General features: G+C 62.8%; 16 protein-coding genes. 10 read left to right on the plus strand and 6 right to left on the minus strand.

Annotation, left to right across the window (positions count from 1 at the left end; all coding sequences use genetic code 11):
- Positions 1–7: 7 nt before the first annotated feature.
- On the minus strand, positions 8–616 hold the full coding sequence (locus FHS47_RS18645) for a hypothetical protein (RefSeq protein WP_167031785.1): 609 nt from the start codon (positions 614–616) through the stop codon (positions 8–10).
- Positions 617–781: 165 nt separating this feature from the next.
- Here FHS47_RS18645 and FHS47_RS18650 point away from each other — a divergent pair, with 165 nt between their 5' ends.
- A complete protein-coding gene (locus FHS47_RS18650; RefSeq protein WP_167031788.1) occupies positions 782–2,926 on the plus strand; it encodes an acyltransferase family protein in 2,145 nt (714 codons plus the stop codon).
- Positions 2,927–2,938: 12 nt separating this feature from the next.
- On the opposite strand, the gene FHS47_RS18655 is transcribed toward FHS47_RS18650, so the two are convergent.
- From FHS47_RS18655 to FHS47_RS18665, 3 genes are all read right to left on the minus strand, one after another.
- Positions 2,939–3,307: a hypothetical protein gene (locus FHS47_RS18655; protein ID WP_167031791.1), complete on the minus strand. Its 369-nt coding sequence runs from the start codon at positions 3,305–3,307 to the stop codon at positions 2,939–2,941.
- A gap of 153 nt (positions 3,308–3,460) precedes the next feature.
- Positions 3,461–4,111, minus strand: a complete 651-nt coding sequence (locus tag FHS47_RS18660) for an HAD hydrolase-like protein (protein WP_167031795.1) — start codon at positions 4,109–4,111, stop codon at positions 3,461–3,463.
- Positions 4,111–5,292, minus strand: a complete 1,182-nt coding sequence (locus tag FHS47_RS18665; RefSeq protein ID WP_167031798.1) for a phosphoglycerate kinase — start codon at positions 5,290–5,292, stop codon at positions 4,111–4,113. The genes FHS47_RS18660 and FHS47_RS18665 overlap by 1 nt, the downstream gene beginning before the upstream one ends.
- 143 nt (positions 5,293–5,435) lie before the next feature.
- On the opposite strand from FHS47_RS18665, the gene maiA reads away from it, so the two are divergent.
- The gene (maiA, locus tag FHS47_RS18670) at positions 5,436–6,083 is read left to right on the plus strand and encodes a maleylacetoacetate isomerase (RefSeq protein ID WP_167031801.1); all 648 of its coding nucleotides are present in this window, start codon (positions 5,436–5,438) and stop codon (positions 6,081–6,083) included.
- A 120-nt stretch (positions 6,084–6,203) separates the two neighbouring features.
- On the opposite strand, the gene FHS47_RS18675 is transcribed toward maiA, so the two are convergent.
- Positions 6,204–7,313, minus strand: a complete 1,110-nt coding sequence (locus FHS47_RS18675; protein WP_167031804.1) for a PilT/PilU family type 4a pilus ATPase — start codon at positions 7,311–7,313, stop codon at positions 6,204–6,206.
- Between the two features lie 93 nt (positions 7,314–7,406).
- On the opposite strand from FHS47_RS18675, the gene FHS47_RS18680 reads away from it, so the two are divergent.
- From FHS47_RS18680 to FHS47_RS19965, 6 genes are all read left to right on the plus strand, one after another.
- The gene (locus FHS47_RS18680) at positions 7,407–7,931 is read left to right on the plus strand and encodes a DUF4398 domain-containing protein (RefSeq protein ID WP_167031807.1); all 525 of its coding nucleotides are present in this window, start codon (positions 7,407–7,409) and stop codon (positions 7,929–7,931) included.
- Positions 7,931–8,593 carry a DUF4398 domain-containing protein gene (locus FHS47_RS18685; protein WP_167031810.1) on the plus strand — a complete coding sequence of 221 codons (663 nt, stop codon included), beginning with the start codon at positions 7,931–7,933 and terminating at the stop codon, positions 8,591–8,593. Before FHS47_RS18680 ends, FHS47_RS18685 begins: the two co-directional genes overlap by 1 nt.
- A 404-nt stretch (positions 8,594–8,997) precedes the next feature.
- Complete coding sequence (locus FHS47_RS18690; protein ID WP_167031813.1) at positions 8,998–9,225, plus strand: YdcH family protein; 228 nt, start codon at positions 8,998–9,000, stop codon at positions 9,223–9,225.
- 225 nt (positions 9,226–9,450) lie between these two features.
- Positions 9,451–10,821 (plus strand): pyridoxal-phosphate dependent enzyme, encoded by a 1,371-nt coding sequence (locus tag FHS47_RS18695; protein ID WP_167031816.1) that lies wholly within the window; start codon positions 9,451–9,453, stop codon positions 10,819–10,821.
- Between the two features lie 17 nt (positions 10,822–10,838).
- Positions 10,839–12,668 (plus strand): glutamine--fructose-6-phosphate transaminase (isomerizing), encoded by a 1,830-nt coding sequence (gene glmS, locus FHS47_RS18700; RefSeq protein WP_167031819.1) that lies wholly within the window; start codon positions 10,839–10,841, stop codon positions 12,666–12,668.
- The gene (locus tag FHS47_RS19965) at positions 12,665–13,138 is read left to right on the plus strand and encodes an acyltransferase (protein WP_343203534.1); all 474 of its coding nucleotides are present in this window, start codon (positions 12,665–12,667) and stop codon (positions 13,136–13,138) included. The genes glmS and FHS47_RS19965 overlap by 4 nt, the downstream gene beginning before the upstream one ends.
- Here FHS47_RS19965 and FHS47_RS18710 read toward each other — a convergent pair.
- Positions 13,135–14,094 (minus strand): glycosyltransferase family 2 protein, encoded by a 960-nt coding sequence (locus tag FHS47_RS18710; RefSeq protein ID WP_167031822.1) that lies wholly within the window; start codon positions 14,092–14,094, stop codon positions 13,135–13,137. The two genes, FHS47_RS19965 and FHS47_RS18710, sit on opposite strands and share 4 nt — an antisense overlap.
- Positions 14,095–14,195: 101 nt before the next feature.
- On the opposite strand from FHS47_RS18710, the gene FHS47_RS18715 reads away from it, so the two are divergent.
- Positions 14,196–15,791: a glycosyltransferase family 39 protein gene (locus FHS47_RS18715; RefSeq protein ID WP_247741544.1), complete on the plus strand. Its 1,596-nt coding sequence runs from the start codon at positions 14,196–14,198 to the stop codon at positions 15,789–15,791.
- A gap of 61 nt (positions 15,792–15,852) precedes the next feature.
- Positions 15,853–17,214 carry a phosphomannomutase gene (locus FHS47_RS18720; protein WP_167031828.1) on the plus strand — a complete coding sequence of 454 codons (1,362 nt, stop codon included), beginning with the start codon at positions 15,853–15,855 and terminating at the stop codon, positions 17,212–17,214.
- The last annotated feature ends 79 nt before the right edge of the window (positions 17,215–17,293 follow it).

Here is a 17,293-nt window from a genome sequence, read left to right on the forward strand (position 1 = left end):
CTTCGTGTCAGGGACCGTGGTGAAGCACGCCGTGTAGCTTCTTGCCGCACGCATGCGGATCGCCAACGCAATAGGGTCCCGAGCGAGCCGGCATCGACCGACGGTCATACTCTTTCGCTGCCCAGACCGGCTTAACGCCGAGCCTGCGCAAGACGGAGGTACCCGGACCCCGCATGCGATTGCCAGCTCGCCCGGGAGCGACAACCATAGCCTGTCCATGCTCGGTGATCGCGAACGTTCGATCCCGGCCGTTGCTCGCTGTCCACCAGACTGGGCGCCCTGCGGCATCGTAAAGCACGAAATTGCCGTCGCGTTGCATGTTCGCGACGACTGCGCCCCTGCCGGTCGTGTTCGTCGACCATATCGGCCGAAGCTGGCCGTCGTTGCTGTATACGACGAAGTTGCCGTCGTGCTGCATGACTCCGATGTATTTCCCTTCTTCTGAGAGCATGGTTTCACCCGTTCGCAATCCTTCTCCCGGCTGAAGGATGCGCGCCTGGCTCGCTCCGCTAGACACGAACACCAGCCCGGCACAGAGCACGAGCTTTATCGAGCGACCTTTCATAGTCATCAATTCCGAGTCCCTTGGCATCACCACCGTCTTGGTGGGTTTCACACGTTAGGGGTTCGTCTGGCGGCGGGATAACGGCGATGCCTGATCCACGACGTCACCGGCGCAAGGGAGGTCGAGTGGTCCTGGTCCGAGGTGGGTAGGGCCATTTCCTACCCCATTTGGCAACGGTAATTGGTAACATTCGCTACCAAAGGAGCAACAACCATCATGACGATGAATATCCCGCGCGCGCGGTATCTGCCGCACATCGACGCATTGCGCGCATTGGCAGTCCTTGCCGTTGTTGCGTATCACCTGGACGGACGACTACTGCCCGGCGGCTTTGCCGGTGTCGACGTGTTCTTCGTTATCTCCGGCTTCGTTGTGAGCATGGCCGCTTCCTCGCGCGGGCCGTCATCATCACGTGCATTCGTGGTCGACTTCTTTGCCAGGCGCGTTCGGCGGATCGTGCCGGCGCTGGGTGTATGTCTGCTGGTGACGGCGTTCATGTCTGCTTTGTGGATTCCGCCGTCCTGGTTGAGTGACAACGTTCCAAGAACAGGAAGATATGCATTCTTCGGATTGGGCAACATCGTCCTCGCGCGGTCGGATAACCAATATTTTTCACCGCTGGCGGAGTTCAATCCCTTCACGCACACATGGTCCCTGGGCGTCGAAGAGCAGTTCTATCTGGTATTTCCCTTCCTTTTTGCCATGTGGTTGCGAGGTGGAAGATGCCGCGTCGTTGCGCTCGCCTTGTTCATGGGGGGTGCCGCGATGTCCTTCCTTCTTGCCGTAGACATGATAGGAGCGGGCAATTCCAAGGGTTACTACCTCTTCATCGCCAGGTTCTGGGAAATGGCGGCGGGGGTGTTGCTCTACCTGGGATGGTCTTCAACGCTATATAAGTCGATTTCCGCGCGGAGAGATTATCGAAGGATTCGTACATTGCTTTTGGCGGTCGGGGCGGCATGTCTGTGTTGGTCGCTTCTTTGCTCCGAGCCAGGAAAATCGCCGGGATATGCGACGCTCGTTCCCGTGGCGGCGGCAGCGCTCCTTATTGCCGCGTTCGATGCCGGGCGCGTGGTCGAGGTACGCCGAGCGCGAAATTGGCACTCATGGCTCACAAGTGTGGGTCAAATGTCGTATTCGCTCTACCTTTGGCACTGGCCAGTAATCGTTCTTTTCAAATGGACGGTCGGTTTTTCGAAACCTTGGCAAAGTGCTACTGCCCTTGCGCTTTCATTTCTTCTAGCAAGATTGTCATGGCGTTTCGTGGAACGGCCGTTCAGGTCAGAACATGTTTTCGCGAACGTTACTCCGGGTCGAACCGTGGTCGTGGCGTTTATGGCCATTTGCATCGGTTCAGGGATCGCCCACGCCATGGATAGGCACCAAGCGAAGTTCTCGTTCAGCACGGTCGCCAGGTCGCCCGAGCTCTGGTACCCATCGAAGGGACAGAGGTTGACCGACGAAAAGGGGTGCAAGGTCTCTCCAAGCCGCACAGATCTTGCGGTAGGGTGGCGAGTGACATATCGGCGTAACGGATGCCAGGGCAATTCGACAGCGCCGGACGTATTCGCCGTCGGTGATTCACATGCGTTGGCCTACGGTCCGGCCTTTGCGTCGTATGCCTTGCAAACTGGCGCAGTGGTCACCGTTTACAACAACGGTGGATGCCCGTTTCTGAGCTTGCAACCTTGGCGGGAGGACAATCCACGCTGTCGTGAGAGTTCATCGAACGCGTTGACTGACCTCCTGCCGAACCTGCAGCCAGGAAGCGTGGTGTTTCTCCCATCGCTTCGGTTACCCAGATTCGTCGATCAATGGGTCATATATCCCGGCGAGCAGGTCAATTCGTTAGCCGCTGCACCTCGGACGTCAGAGCATGCAGAGAGTACGATGCGCGACGCTCGCGCGGTACTGGCGAAGCTCCGCGCTACGGGCGCCAGCGTCATGTTGCAGGCGCCCGGACCTGTACTGAAGGCTCCGCCCTTCCGCTGTGCCGATTGGTGGACGGCCTCTAATGAAATCTGCGCTGCGGGCACGCGAATCGATCGCAGCGAGTTCCTGGCACTTCGGGATCCCATGCTCGCTGCACTCGAGTCCCTCGCTGGCGACGACCACGGGATAGGCATTTTCGACCCTGTGAAGTCCCTTTGCCCGGGTGGTCAAACCTGCGAAGGTCTTATCGACGGCAAACCGCTGTTTTTCGACGGTGACCATATCAGTGCTTATGGGAACCAAGTGTTGCTTCCAAGCTTCACCGCGTCGATGCGTCAGGCGGTGGTGCCGTCCAACGGGGCGCCGTCCCTGTCTCCTCCGTTGCCGATGCTCGCCCGGCCTGTCGAGTTCGACCAGCCAGACGGGTGAAGCTTAGGGTGCCTATTTGATCGCGCCCTGCACCCCTGGTCGGACGCGGTCTTCCCGGGCGCCAAGAAGAGGCTTTCCAATGTCGCCCGTTGTATCGCGCCCAACACCTGAAACCTTGCCCGTAGCGCCCAGCGCGAAAATCGCCACGTTGGTCAGTGTCTGTGCAAGGCGGCCTGGCTGCTGTGCATTCGGAGCGATGGGAGAGGGCGAAGTGGTGACGTGACGTTCGCGGTTAACCTTGGAAACATCGCGCGCGAGAGGCGATTCCCACCTTGGGTGCGAGTCCTCGCTTGTCGTTCCAGTGGCGTCGAGAGAAATCACCACAAAGAGGGCGCCGAGAATGGATCTCAGGGCTGTTGTCGCAGTGGGAAGCGGAACCATGCGTTCTCCTGTCGTATGACGTTTCACTGAGTGGCGCGGACGCGCAGTCAACGAAGTTAGGCGACGTTGCGCAGCCGGAACATCAGCCGGCGCCGATCGAGCGCGTAAGTCAGCCGTGCAGTACCAAAGGCAATCGCTTGCGTAGGACGAGCGCTATCCCGTAATCACTTCCCCCGCCAGCAGCACGATCTCCGCCGGCGTCTGCACCACCTTCCATGCGCCGGCGCTTTCCAGTTCCTCCCGGTCGCCGAAGCCCCAGAGCACGCCGAGGCCGCGTACGTCGTTGGCGACGGCTCCCTCCATGTCGAAGAGCCGGTCGCCGACCATGAGCGTGTCTTCGGCGGGGTGGTCGAAGTCCGCCAGGGCAGCGGCGATCATTTCCGCTTTCTCGCTATGCGCCGTGCTCGGCGGCGGCGCGTAGATGCGTTCGAAGAGGTGGCCGAAGGGCAGGTGGGCGATGATCGGTTCGGCGTGCGAACGTGTCTTGCTGGTGACGATCGCGAGGCGATGCCCGGCGTCCGCGAGCGCGGAGACCATGTCGCCGACGCCTTCGTAAACGGTGTGTTCGGACCAGCCGATCTCGCGGAAACGCTGCGAGTAGGCCTCTACCGCGGCCTCCACGCGTTCGCTGTCACCGTCCAGCACGGCACCGAAGCTCACCCGCAGGGGTGGGCCGATCCACGACCGTAGCACGCTGTCGTCCGGAGCTTCCGCGCCGACGCTGGCCAACGAATGGCGCACGCCGGCGACGATGCCGAGTTCCGAATCGATGAGCGTGCCATCGAGATCGAACAGGATGAGCATTACTTCGCTTCCGCCCGCGCTTTCAGCGCGGCAACGGCCGGCAGTTCCTTGCCTTCGAGGAATTCGAGGAATGCGCCGCCGCCCGTGGAGATATAGGAGACGCCGTCTTCGATGCCGTACTTGTCCACCGCAGCCAGGGTGTCGCCACCACCGGCGATCGAGAACGCCTTGGACGATGCGATGGCGCGAGCCAGCGTTTCCGTGCCCTTGCCGAAGGCGTCGAACTCGAACACGCCCACGGGGCCGTTCCACACCACGGTGCCCGCCTTCGCGATCAACTCGGCGTAGCGCTTCGCCGTGTCCGGGCCGATGTCGAGGATCATTTCGTCGTCGCCGACCTGGTCGACCGGCTTCACCGTGGCCTTCGCGGTGGCTGCAAATTCGGTGGCGACCACGACGTCGGTCGGCACCGGGACGTCGGCGCCGCGCGCCTTGGCATCGGCCATGATTTTCTTCGCCGTATCGAGCAGGTCGGCTTCTACCAGCGACTTGCCCACCTTGTGGCCCGCCGCGAGGATGAAGGTATTGGCGATGCCGCCGCCCACGATGAGCTGGTCCACGCGATCGACGAGGTTCTGCAGCAATTCAAGCTTGGTCGAGACCTTGGAGCCGGCAACGATGGCGAGCAGCGGATGGTCGGGGTTTTCCAGCGCCTTTCCGAGGGCGTCCAGTTCTTTCGCGAGCAGGGGGCCGGCCGCCGCGATGGGTGCGAAGCGGATCACGCCGTGCGTGGATGCCTGCGCGCGATGGGCGGTGCCGAAGGCGTCCATGACGAAAACGTCGCAAAGTGCCGCGTACTTCTTCGACAGGCCTTCGTCGTCCTTGCCTTCGCCGACGTTCATCCGGCAATTTTCCAGCACTACCACCTCGCCATCGGCGACATCCACGCCGTCGAGATAATCGCGCACGAGGCGCACCGGCTTGCCGAGCTTGTCGCCCAGCCAATCGGCAACAGGCTTCAGCGAAGACGCTTCGTCGAACTGGCCTTCCTTCGGCCGCCCGAGGTGCGAGATAACCATGACCTTCGCACCGGCGTCGCGGGCCGCCACGATCGTGGGCAGCGAGGCGTCCAGTCGCTGGGTGGAGGTGATCTTTCCGTCCTCGACGGGAACGTTCAGGTCTTCGCGGATCAGCACGCGCTTGCCGCGCAGGTCGAGGTCTTGCATGCGGATGACGGACACGTTGGGCTCCAGCTCATGGACGGAAGGCCGCTATTGTCCGTGGCAGGACCGGATGGGCGCAAATCGGTCTCGCGCGGCAGCGCGGCAAGGCTTTCCACGCATGCGCCGCTAGAATTCCCCGTCGCTCTTCAGGAAGGCCCCGCATGTCCCTCGCCCTGTACACCTATTGGCGCTCCAGCGCCGCATACCGCGTTCGTATCGTGCTGAACCTCAAGGGGCTGGACTACGAAGCGCGGCCGGTGCACCTGGTCAATGACGGCGGACAGCATCTGAAGGACGAGTACCGTCGCGTGTCGCCGCAGGCGCAGCTTCCCGCGCTCGTCGACGGCGACACGGTGGTCCGACAGTCGATGGCGATCATGGAATACCTCGAAGAGACGCATCCGGAGCCGGCGCTGATGCCGCGCGACGCCAAGGGCAGGGCGAAAGTCCGAGAGCTCATGCAGGCGGTGGGCACGGACATCCATCCCCTGGGCAACCTGCGCGTGCTGAAGGCGCTCGAGAGCGAGTTCGGGGCCGACCAAGCGGCAAAGGAGGCCTGGTCGAGACGCTGGATCCGGCACGGCTTCGATGGCCTGGAGAAACTCATGGCCGACGGCACGGCCGGGCGCTTCAGCTTTGGGAACACACCGAGCCTGGCCGACGCATGCCTCGTGCCGCAGCATTACAACGCCTTGCGTTGGGGCGTGGATCTGGCGCCGTACCCGACCATCCGGCGCGTGGTGGAGGCCTGCCAGGCGTTGGAGGCGTTCCGTAAGGCGGCGCCGGACGCCCAGCCCGACGCCCCATAGCGGGCCTTGTGTGGGAGCCGCTTCAGCGGCGATCTGGCCCGCTGCCGCGGGATCGCCGCTGAAGCGGCTCCCACAAGTCTTTCAGGCCCCCACAGTCTGTCGGGCCCTTAAAGGTCGCCGTCAGACTCCGATGCCGTACGGATCGCTCGAAGCGAACTCGCTTCCCGAGGCGCCTTCCGACAGGCGGATCTTGAGTGCCAGGCCGTCGCGCGAGTCCGCCTTGTTCAAGCACTCCTCGAGGGTGATCTGGCCTTCCTTGTAGAGGCGATACAGGGACTGATCGAACGTCTGCATGCCCTCCTGGAGGCTGCGATCCATGGCGTCCTTCACCTCGTGGATCTGGCCGCGGCGGATCATGTCGCGGATGAGCGGGGTGTTGAGCAGGACTTCCGTGGCCGGCATGCGGCGCCCGTCCTTGCCGATGACCAGGCGCTGGCTGATCACCGCGCGCAGGTTGAGGGCCAGGTTCATCAGGACGTTCTTGTGCGCCGATTCCGGGAAGAAGTTGAGGATGCGCTCCAGCGTCTGGTCGGCGTTGTTCGAGTGCAGCGTGGCCAGGCAAAGGTGGCCGGTCTCGGAGAAGGAGATGGCGGCTTCCATGGTGTCGGTATCGCGGATCTCGCCGATCATGATCACGTCGGGAGCCTCGCGCATCGCGTTCTTCAGGGCCTCGTGGTAGCTGTGGGTGTCGAGGCCCACTTCGCGCTGGTTCACGATGGAGCGCTTGTGCCGGTGCAGGTACTCGATCGGGTCCTCGATGGTGAGGATGTGTCCCGAGCTGTTGTTGTTGCGGTGATCGAGCATGGCCGCGAGCGTCGTGGACTTGCCCGAGCCGGTGGCGCCCACCACGAGGATGAGGCCGCGGGGCTCCATGATCAGGTCGCGGAAGATGGCCGGCAGGCGCAATTCCTCGAGCGAGGGGATCTCGCTCTTGATGGCACGGATGACCATGCCGATCTCGCCGCGCTGCTTGAACACGTTGATACGGAAGCGTCCGGCTTCTTTCACCGCCAGCGCCATGTTCAGTTCGAGATCCCGCTCGAACTGGGGCACCTGGCCCTCGTCCATGAGCGAATAGGCGATTTTCTTGACCATGCCGCTGGGCAGGCCGGTATTACCGAGCGGGTAGAGCTTGCCCTCCACCTTGATGTTCACGGGGGCGCCGGTCGTCAGGAACATGTCCGACGCGCCCTTGTCCACCATCAGTTTCAGGAAATAACCGATATCCACCTAAACCCCCGGGCGTTCGCATTACAATCGAGAAGACGGTCTCACTGACCTGTATATCGACAATATCTCGCAAATCTGTACGAGGAACGAGTGATGGTGCACATCTTGCCGCCGAAGGCCCTGTCCAGGGGCCGTCGGCTTCTCGGGCTGGCTTCCCTGGCCCTGGCTATCGCCACCCTCGCTGGCTGCGCCAGCGTGCCGCCGCCGGATGGCGCCATGAATCAGGCGCTGGCCCAGCTGCAGGCCGCTCGGGATGCGGGCGCCGCCGATTATGCGCCGGTGGACCTGGACTACGCCCAGGGTAAGTTCCGCCAGGCCCAGGCCGCCATGGCCAGCCGTAAATACGAAGAGGCCGCCCTGCTGGCAGACGAGTCCAGGGCCGACAGCGAATTGGCCCGTGCCAAGGCCCGCCTGGGCGCGGCCCGGGCCCAGAACACGGCCAAGAGCAAGGAAAATTCCAAAATGCGCGTGGACATGATCGACAACCACGCCAACGACACGGTGCCTATTCCGAGCAACGTGCAGGAGTCGGAAACCGTCCTGCCCGAGCCCGTCGACAACACGCCTCCGCCCGCCGGCGGCGAAACCCTGCCGCTGAACAATCAGGGAGGCCAGTGATGAAGCGCTCCACCACCCTCCTTTCGGCCCTGGTTCTTGCCGTTTCCGCGGGAACGGCGCTGGCCGCTACCGAAGACCTCGACGTCCGTCGGCTCACATCCAGCCTCGACCAGCTCTCCGCCGATCCGGCCCTGGGCGGGTATGCGCAGGCCGAACAGGCCCGCGCGCGCGAGGCGATCAGCCAGATGGCCCAGTACAAGCCCAAGGACAAGCTCCACGGGCATTACCTCTACATCGCCGAGCGGCGTGTGGACATCGCCAAGGCCATGGCCCAGTACCAGGACGCCCAGGTGAAGAGCGCCCAGCTGGACCGCGAGCACGACGCCATCCTGCTCGAGGCCAGCCGGCTCGATGCCGAGATGGCGCGCCGCCAGCTCGAACAGCAGCGCTTGCAGAACCAGATGATCCAGGAAGAGGCCGCGCGCCTGCAGCAGCAGGGCGTGGAGTACTCCCAGGCGCTGGAGCAGGCCAAGGCCGAGGGCGAAAAGGCCCGGCAGGTCGCCGCCGCCCAGGCCCGTGTGGCCAACGCCGCCAAGAAGCAGGCAGCCCTTGCCGAAGCCGCCGCTCGCGCGATGCGCGACATGAACTCGTCCGATGGCGGGGCTCCGGCGTCGACGCCGGCCACGACCTCGCCCAAGAAGTCGAAGAAGGGCGGCCAGTAAGGCCGCCTCCGTAGGAGCGCGCCCTGCGCACGACATGTTTTGAGGCCAAGCCCCGAAGCTGGCGAGCCAGCCTGGGCGCAGCCGCGAAAACATGTCGCGCGCAGGCGCGCTCCTACAGCATGTCACTGCGCCGCGCTGCGGCACCTGCTGCGTAAACCGTTGCGCCAGCAACTATTTTTTAGCGGTTTTTTGAGGAAAATCGCTCTTGCGGGTCCTCCGCGAGCGGAGTAGCTTCGATCCCCCGTCACGGAAAAAACACGTGGCGGCCCTGCCGGAGCATGCGTACGTCTACCCAGGCACATAGCATCGCTGTTTTCCCCGACCGCCGATGCGCGGATCGTGCCCGCATGGCTCCCCTCACGACCGGCCCCACTACGGGCCGATCCCACCGCGAGGAGATCGATATGTTCGAAAACCAGCAGCGTGACGACGTCGAGAAGTTCATCCATGCCGATGCCGAGACTCGCCGTCTCTATTTCCGCCACAAGGAACTCGATTCCAAGCTCGAAGACGCCGGCAGGGGCTGCCTGGCGCTGGGCGACGAGGCCCTCACCCAGATGAAGCGGGAGAAGCTGCAGGCCAAGGTCCAACTGGAGCGAATGTGGGATCGGTGGCGACAGTCGCCGCACTGACGCCCAGCCGGGCCGAACATGAGGAAAACGGGCGCTTCTGGCGCCCGTTTTTTATGGGGCGCGGTAAAAAACGGTGCCGGCGAAAGGAACCGACCCGTTCCGGGGCGGTCCATACACCGTTTTGGCTCGGCCGAGAAGCCGGGCATCGGTTCAGTGGCGCACCCTTTATCATGTGGGCCAGCAGGCGCGGTCACCGGATCGTGCCGGATCAACCACGGAGTTCCAATGAGTGTTCACGACAGCATCCTCGAATTGATCGGTCGCACCCCGATGGTGCGCGCCCAACATCTGGATGCGGGCTGTTGCGAACTGTTCCTGAAGCTGGAAAGTGCCAATCCCGGCGGTTCGGTGAAGGATCGGATCGGTCGTTCGATGATCGAAGGCGCCGAGCGCGCAGGCAAGATCAAGCCGGGCGACACCCTGGTCGAGGGCACGGCGGGCAATACGGGCCTGGGCCTCGCCCTTGTCGCACAGCAGAAGGGGTATCGTCTCGTTCTCGTGGTGCCGGACAAGATGAGCCGGGAGAAGATCTTCAACCTGAAGGCCATGGGCGCGGAGGTCGTGCTCACGCGCTCCGATGTGGCCAAGGGGCACCCGGAGTACTACCAGGACATGGCCGAGCGCATCGCGCGCGAAACCCCCGGGGCGTATTTCATCAACCAGTTCGGCAATCCCGACAACCCGCTGGCACATGTCCAGACCACCGGCCCCGAAATCCTCGAGCAGCTCGACGGAAAGGTGGATGCCATCGTGGTCGGCTGCGGCTCGTCCGGCACCATGAGCGGGCTTACGGCCTATCTTCGCGAGCATTCGCCGAACACGGAAATCGTCCTGGCCGACCCCGTCGGTTCGATCCTCGCGCAATATATCAACGAGGGCACCCTGTCGGAGAAGTCGGGCAGCTGGATGGTCGAGGGCATCGGCGAGGATTTCCTTCCCTCGATCAGCGACTTCTCGATGGTGAAGAAGGCCTACGCCATCAGCGACAAGGAAAGCTTCCTCGCGGCCCGCGAACTCCTGGCCAAGGAAGGCGTGCTCGGTGGGTCCTCCACCGGAACGTTGCTGGCCGCGGCGCTGAAGTATTGCCGCGAGCAGACCACGCCCAAGCGCGTCGTCACGCTCGTCTGCGACACCGGCAACAAGTACCTGTCGAAGATGTACAACGATTACTGGATGCTGGACAACGGCTTCCTCGAACGCGAGCAGCATGGCGACCTGCGCGACCTGATCCTGCGGCCGTATGCGCAGCGCGACACGGTCGTGGTCAAGCCGCAGGATCTGCTGATCACCGCCTACAACCGCATGAAGCTGTACGACGTATCGCAGTTGCCGGTCATGGAAGACGACCGACTCGTCGGCATCCTCGACGAGTCGGACGTGCTGCTGCACGTGCATGCCGACAGTGCGAAGTTTCGCGATCCGGTGTCCACCGCCATGATCGCATCGCCGGAAATGCTCCAGGTCACGGCACCCATCGAAGCGCTGTTACCCGTGTTCGAGAAGGGCCACGTCGCCATCGTGGTCGACGGGGAGCAGTTCCTCGGGTTGATCACTCGCATCGATCTCTTGAACTACCTGCGTCGCAAAGTGAATTAAGGAACAGGGGAAGCGTCATGTGTGGAATCGTCGCCGCTGTCGCGCAGCGTGATATAGCACCCATCCTCATCGCGGGTCTGAAAGCCCTCGAGTACCGCGGATACGATTCCGCGGGCATGGCCATCGCCGATGGCGGCGAAATTCGCCGTGTGCGCGCCAAGGGCAAGGTTCGCGAGATGGAAGCCCTCTACGACGCGGACCCGGTGCCCGGCGGCACCGGCATCGCGCATACCCGTTGGGCCACGCACGGCGTGCCTAGCGAAAAGAACGCGCATCCGCACGTGCAGGGCCGCATCGCCATCGTGCACAACGGCATCATCGAAAACCATGCCACCTTGCGCGAGTCGCTCAAGGCAAAGGGGCGCAGCTTTCTTTCCGAGACCGATACGGAAGTCATGGGCGCCGTCATCGACGAGCACGTGCAGGCCGGCAAGTCCCTGCGCCAGGCGGTGACGGCTGCCGTGCGCGAGCTGGAAGGGGCTTATGCCATCGCTGTGATGAGCCTTGACGAGCCCGAGCGCATCGTCGGCGCCCGACGCGGGTGCCCCCTGCTGGTGGGCATCGGCATCGGAGAACACTTCCTCGGTTCCGATGCGCAGGCCCTCATCAAGGTCACCAACCGCATGATGTACCTGGAAGAGGACGACGTCGTCGAGATCACTCGCGACAGCGTCGCTGTCTTCGGGCTCGACGGCAGCCCCGTCGACCGCACGGCCCACGAGAGCGAAATCAGCGCCGATTCCGTCGAGCGCGGCGAATACCGGCACTACATGCAGAAGGAAATCTTCGAGCAGCCGCGCGCGGTGGCCGACACGCTCGAAGGCCGCATCGGTCCGCACGGCGTGCTGCCGAATATCTTCGGTATCGATGCAGACCCGATCCTCGACAAGACCCGCGGCATTCATATCGTGGCCTGCGGTACCAGCTACCACGCCGGCATGGTGGCGAAGTATTGGATCGAGCAGCTGGCGCGCATTCCGGTCGTGGTCGAGGTGGCCAGCGAATACCGCTACCGCGATGTCGTGGTTCCCGAGGACACCCTGTTCGTGGCGGTGTCGCAGTCGGGCGAAACCGCCGACACGCTCGCGGCCATGCGCGAATCGCGCCGCCGTGGCTATCTCGCCACGTTCGCCATCTGCAACGTCCCCGAGTCCTCTGTCGTGCGCGAGTCCGATCTGCGCCTCATGACCCGGGCCGGCCCGGAGATCGGCGTGGCCTCGACGAAGGCCTTCACCACCCAATTGGCGGCGTTTGCGTTGCTGGCGCTCGACCTGGGCCGCCGGCGCGGTCTGGACAATGCGCGCTACCTCGAGCACTGCAAGGAGTTGCAGTCGCTACCGCGTTACCTCGAGAACGCCTTGCAGACCGAACCTGCCGTGCTGAAGATCGCCGATCACTTCATCAACAAGCAGCACGCCCTGTTCCTCGGGCGCGGCGCGCAGTTTCCGGTGGCCTTGGAAGGCTCGCTGAAGCTCAAGGAGATCTCCTACATCCACGCCGAAGCCTACCCGGCGGGCGAGTTGAAGCACGGCCCCCTGGCGCTCGTGGACGAGAACATGCCCATCGTGGCGGTCGCGCCGAACGGCCCGCTGCTGGACAAGCTGAAGTCCAACCTGCAGGAAGTGCGCGCGCGCGGCGGCGAGCTGATCGTGTTCGCCGACGAGCGGGCGGAAATGGAAGACGGCACCGAGCACGTCGCCATGGTCCGCGTGGACGGCGGCGGCGACCTGATCGCCCCGGCCGTGTTCACCGTGCCGATGCAACTGCTGGCTTACCACGTGGCGGTGCAGCGTGGCACGGATGTCGACCAGCCGCGTAACCTGGCGAAATCGGTCACTGTCGAGTGAGCGACGAGCCGTTCGTTCATGCCCTCGCCGATGTGCAGACCCTGCGCATCGGTGCCCGCACGCGGGTCTGGCAGTTCGTGGTGATCCTTCCGGGCGCCACCATTGGCGAGGACTGCAACATCTGCTCGCACTGCTTTGTCGAGAACGACGTGCTCGTGGGCGATCGGGTGACGGTGAAGAGCGGGGTGCAGTTGTGGGATGGCTTGCGGCTGGAGGATGACGTTTTCGTCGGGCCGAATGTGACCTTCACCAATGACAGGTTTCCCAGGTCCCGCGTCTACACGGGCGAGTTTCCTCGCACTCTCGTGCGTCAGGGGGCGTCGATCGGCGGCGGCGCGACGATTTTGCCCGGGATCGAGATTGGCCGACACGCCATGATCGGTGCCGGTGCCGTCGTGACCCAGGACGTTCCCGAACGGGCAATCGTCGTGGGCAATCCCGCACGCATCGTCGGATATGCCGATCCCTAAGGATCCCTGGCGATGGAAGGCCCCGGGATGCCTAGGTAGAACAGGCGCTTCATCTCCCTGCGGGCCCGGGTTACCGCATCCATGATGACACCGCATACCACCGAGATGGCAGCGATCAGCGCGAGGCCGGTGGATAGCATGGCCGTCGGCAATCGCGGCACTTCGTGGGTGGCGAGATAGGTCGTCAATAGCGGTACGGCGATCGCCACGCCAATCGATAGCGACAGTGCGCCTACCAGGCCAAAGAATTGCAGGGGGCGTTCGGCCACGAACAGACGAAGGATCATTCGCAGTATCCGTAGCCCGTCTTTGTAAGTGGAGAGTTTGCTTTCCGATCCCTCGGGCCTTGTGGAGTAGGGCGTATCCATTTCGCTCCAGGGCATGCGCAGTTCGAGCGCATGCACGGTCAATTCGGTTTCCGTTTCGAAACCGACGGAGAGTGCGGGAAACGACTTCACGTAGCGGCGGGTAAACACGCGGTAGCCGGACAGCATGTCGGTGAACGCGCCACCGAAGATCATGGCCACGCAACTGGTCAGCATGCGGTTGCCAAGGCGATGGCCGCTGCGGTAAGCCCCCGCCAGGTTGTCGTCCTTGCGTACGCCCACCAGCATGTCCGACCCGTCGTGCAGCAGCCGCATAATCATCGCCGGGGCGCTGGTCGCGTCGTAGGTGGCATCGCCATCGACAAGCACATACACGTCAGCGTCGACATCGGCGAACATGCGGCGGACCACGTTGCCCTTGCCGCGCAGGCCGACGGTGCGCACGATGGCCCCGGCGTCCCTCGCGATCTCAGCGGTCCTGTCCGTGGATGCATTGTCGAAGACGTGGATACGGGCATGCGGCAGGGCGGCGCGAAAATCCCGGACCACGCTCGCTATGGCCAGTTCCTCATTGAAGCAGGGAATCAGCACGGCGACGTCCTGACCGTGGGACGGAGTGGCTGTATGCATGAGGCGTTCGTTCCCCTGGTGGATCGGCATGTCTGCCTCGATTGTATAATCTGCGAACCAGCGCCGGTGCACGGGCTGCGACCGAAGAGGAGACGTCCTTGATGTACTGGAAGGAAGCCTGGGCCGCCCGCCTGGCGTGGATGCTGCCGCTTGGCGCGTTCCTTGGCCTCGTTCTCGTCCATTCGGATCTTCCTGGGATCTATATGGACGCCGTCAATCCGGACTTCCTCGCGGCCCAGTGGTTACATCGTGGGCACAACCCCGGCGCAGGCATCCCGTCCAAGATTTTCCCCATCCTCGGAAGCTTCTACCACGGGCTGCAGAACGCTTACCTGGGCCTGCCCTTCTTCGCCGTGACGGGATTCAGCGTCACCTCCTTGCGCCTCGAGCAGGCAGTCTTCGGTCTGATCCTGCTGACGGCGCTCTACCACCTTGTCCGTCGCCTCACAGGAACGCGCGCACTGGCATTGGTGGCCGGCCTCGGCCTTGCGACGGAACTCGCCTTCACGGCCTCGTTTCGTACCCAGTTCTACATCGTGCTCGGCGGTGCCGCGTGGCTCGTCGTATCGATGCTGCTCGCGCTTCCGGCCGAGAGCGGATCGTGGCTCGTCCGGCGCCGGGTGTTCTGGTCTGGTGTTTTTTTTGGCCTCGCCAGTTATGGTTACTTCGTGCTGGCCTTCTTCGCGCCGGCAATGGCCATCCTGGTGGCCTGCTGGATACCCCGTCGCGATTGGGCACGCTGGTTGGCCGGTGCCGTTGTCGGTGTTTCACCCTTTCTGCTCGGGTTCCTCTCTCTGCTGGCGAAGAAGCATGGCGTCGAGCCGACTCTCGAGTTCGTGCGCGGGATGCTCGGGCAGCTCAAACCGTTCGACGCCAGTGGCGCTTCCGGAAACAACCTTCAATATGCGTGGGACATGGTCGGACTGGCGACCAGCGATGCCGCCAACGAGGGCATGATCTTCGGCCAAGGGCTGCCCAGCGCATGGGGGACAATGAAGGTCTGGTGGCTGGTTGTGGCTATCGCAGGCCTCGTCGCGATCGGTATCGTCCATGTACTGAAGCATCAGCCGCGGGCGGTGATATCGATTCTTCCGGCGCTGATGCCGATCTCCTTCGTTGCCTTGGCGTCCTTGTTCGGTCATCGACTTTGGGCGCACCACTTCAGTGTGCTCTTGCCATTCGTCTATCTGCTGCCGGTTCTCCTGCTTGCGAAACTCGCCGAGCTGGTGCGTCTTCCCTCTCGTCCCGTCCGACTGGCGATTGTCGCGGTGCTTGCGCTGGCGATGATTGGCGGAAACCTCGTCCAGCAGGCCCGCTTCCACGAATGGCTGGTAAAGACCGGAGGTCGCGGCCACAGCAGTGACGCGCTCACGACGCTGGCCCTTGAAGCTCGGGGCGCGCCGGTTAACGTGGCTTATCTGTTTCCGGAATGGGGGTTCTTCACCTCATTCGCTTTCCTCACCGAAAATGGCGTGCGCTACGGCGTGGATATCGAGCCCGATACGATCGGCAAGCTCAAGAAGGACGGCATTACGGAGTTCCGTCTTGTTTACTGGAACCTGGCTGAGGAGAGCCGGTATCGGCAGGTGTTGCTGGCCTCCGGCATATCGGCGACGGAATCTAGGACGTTCCGTTCCAGGGAAGGCCAGTCGGTGTTTTATTGGTTGCGGGGTGGAGTAGTGGAGCGACAGCCCTGAGGTTTCTTGAGTGAGCGGGGTTTCTGGACGAAAATGCCCCGTCCCGTGCTGGAATGCCCCCATGAAATGCTTCAAAGCTTACGATATTCGAGGCCGTGTGCCTGACGAACTGAATGAGGATATTGCCTACCGTCTGGGGCGTGCCTTTGCGCGAACGGTTGGGAAAGGCGTTGTGGTCGTAGGTTTCGATATCCGTCGTGATAGCGCCAGCTTCGCAGCCGCAATCGCGAGAGGGCTCAACGACGAAGGTAGGGATGTGGTCGATATCGGCCTCTGCGGCACGGAAGAAGTCTACTTCCAAACGTTCCACCGCAATGTCGCTGGCGGAATCATGGTCACCGCCAGCCACAATCCCATTGATTACAACGGCATGAAGCTAGTGCGCGAAGGTGCGCGGCCGATCAGTGGCGACACCGGCCTGCGTGATATCGAGCGGATGGTGGAGGGCGGCGATTTTGGCCAGCCCGCGGTCTCTCGTGGTTCGATCAGTAGGGAGCACGATAAGTCGGCTTATATCCGTCACCTGTTGAGTTATATCGATGTGGCTTCACTGAAGCCTCTCAAGATCGTCGTCAATGCCGGCAACGGCGGAGCGGGTGTCGTCGTCGACCTGCTCGAGGAACACCTCCCGTTCGAATTTGTTCGGGTGAACCACGAGCCTGACAGCAGTTTTCCAAACGGAATCCCAAATCCATTGCTGCCGGAGAACCGCGACGTCACCGCGAACGCGGTTCGCGAGCACGGTGCCGATTTCGGTATCGCCTGGGACGGTGATTTCGACCGCTGCTTCCTTTTTGATGCGGCGGGAGAGTTCATCGAGGGTTACTACATTGTTGGCCTGCTGGCGGCACAGCTTCTCGAGAAGCATCCCGGAGCGAAGATCATTCATGACCCCCGTCTGACCTGGAACACCATCGACATGGTGAATGCCGCTGGTGGCATTCCGGTCGAAAGCAAAACGGGCCATGCCTTCATCAAGGAGCGCATGCGTGCCGAAGATGCCATCTACGGTGGAGAGATGAGTGCTCACCATTACTTCCGCGAGTTCGCTTATTGCGATTCGGGGATGATTCCATGGTTGCTGGTGGCAGAGCGGTTATCGATTAGCGGCCGTAGTCTCACTCAGATGCTTGCCGAGCGCATGGCGGCGTATCCGTGCAGTGGCGAGATCAACTTCGTCGTTCAAGACGCCAATGCGACCGTGGCTCGGGTGCTCGAGTTTTACGCGAACGAGATGCCAGAACTCGACTATGTGGATGGGGTCAGCGCGGTATTCCCGGGTTGGCGATTCAACCTGCGTTCGTCCAATACCGAGCCGTTGCTTCGACTGAACGTTGAATCACGTGGCGACGCGGAACTGATGCAGGCAAAGACGAGTGAGATTTCGGCGTTGATCGCTGCGTCGTCGCAGGGTAGCTATTGAATGGTCTCGGCCGATGGTGCCATGGGGTCCAGTCGCCTCCATGAGCTGGATGGCATGAGGGCCATTGCCGCACCGGCAT

Source organism: Luteibacter sp. SG786 (assembly GCF_011759605.1).
GTDB lineage: Bacteria > Pseudomonadota > Gammaproteobacteria > Xanthomonadales > Rhodanobacteraceae > Luteibacter.

Coding starts and splice junctions, on each gene's coding strand:
- FHS47_RS18655 (WP_167031791.1), bottom strand. CDS start 3,307: ATGGTTCCGCTTCCCACTGCGACAACAGCCCTGAGATCCATTCTCGGC.
- glmS (WP_167031819.1), top strand. CDS start 10,839: ATGTGTGGAATCGTCGCCGCTGTCGCGCAGCGTGATATAGCACCCATC.
- FHS47_RS18660 (WP_167031795.1), bottom strand. CDS start 4,111: ATGCTCATCCTGTTCGATCTCGATGGCACGCTCATCGATTCGGAACTC.
- FHS47_RS18690 (WP_167031813.1), top strand. CDS start 8,998: ATGTTCGAAAACCAGCAGCGTGACGACGTCGAGAAGTTCATCCATGCC.
- FHS47_RS18715 (WP_247741544.1), top strand. CDS start 14,196: ATGTACTGGAAGGAAGCCTGGGCCGCCCGCCTGGCGTGGATGCTGCCG.
- FHS47_RS18695 (WP_167031816.1), top strand. CDS start 9,451: ATGAGTGTTCACGACAGCATCCTCGAATTGATCGGTCGCACCCCGATG.
- FHS47_RS18650 (WP_167031788.1), top strand. CDS start 782: ATGACGATGAATATCCCGCGCGCGCGGTATCTGCCGCACATCGACGCA.
- FHS47_RS18720 (WP_167031828.1), top strand. CDS start 15,853: ATGAAATGCTTCAAAGCTTACGATATTCGAGGCCGTGTGCCTGACGAA.
- FHS47_RS18710 (WP_167031822.1), bottom strand. CDS start 14,094: ATGCATACAGCCACTCCGTCCCACGGTCAGGACGTCGCCGTGCTGATT.
- FHS47_RS18680 (WP_167031807.1), top strand. CDS start 7,407: ATGGTGCACATCTTGCCGCCGAAGGCCCTGTCCAGGGGCCGTCGGCTT.
- maiA (WP_167031801.1), top strand. CDS start 5,436: ATGTCCCTCGCCCTGTACACCTATTGGCGCTCCAGCGCCGCATACCGC.
- FHS47_RS18685 (WP_167031810.1), top strand. CDS start 7,931: ATGAAGCGCTCCACCACCCTCCTTTCGGCCCTGGTTCTTGCCGTTTCC.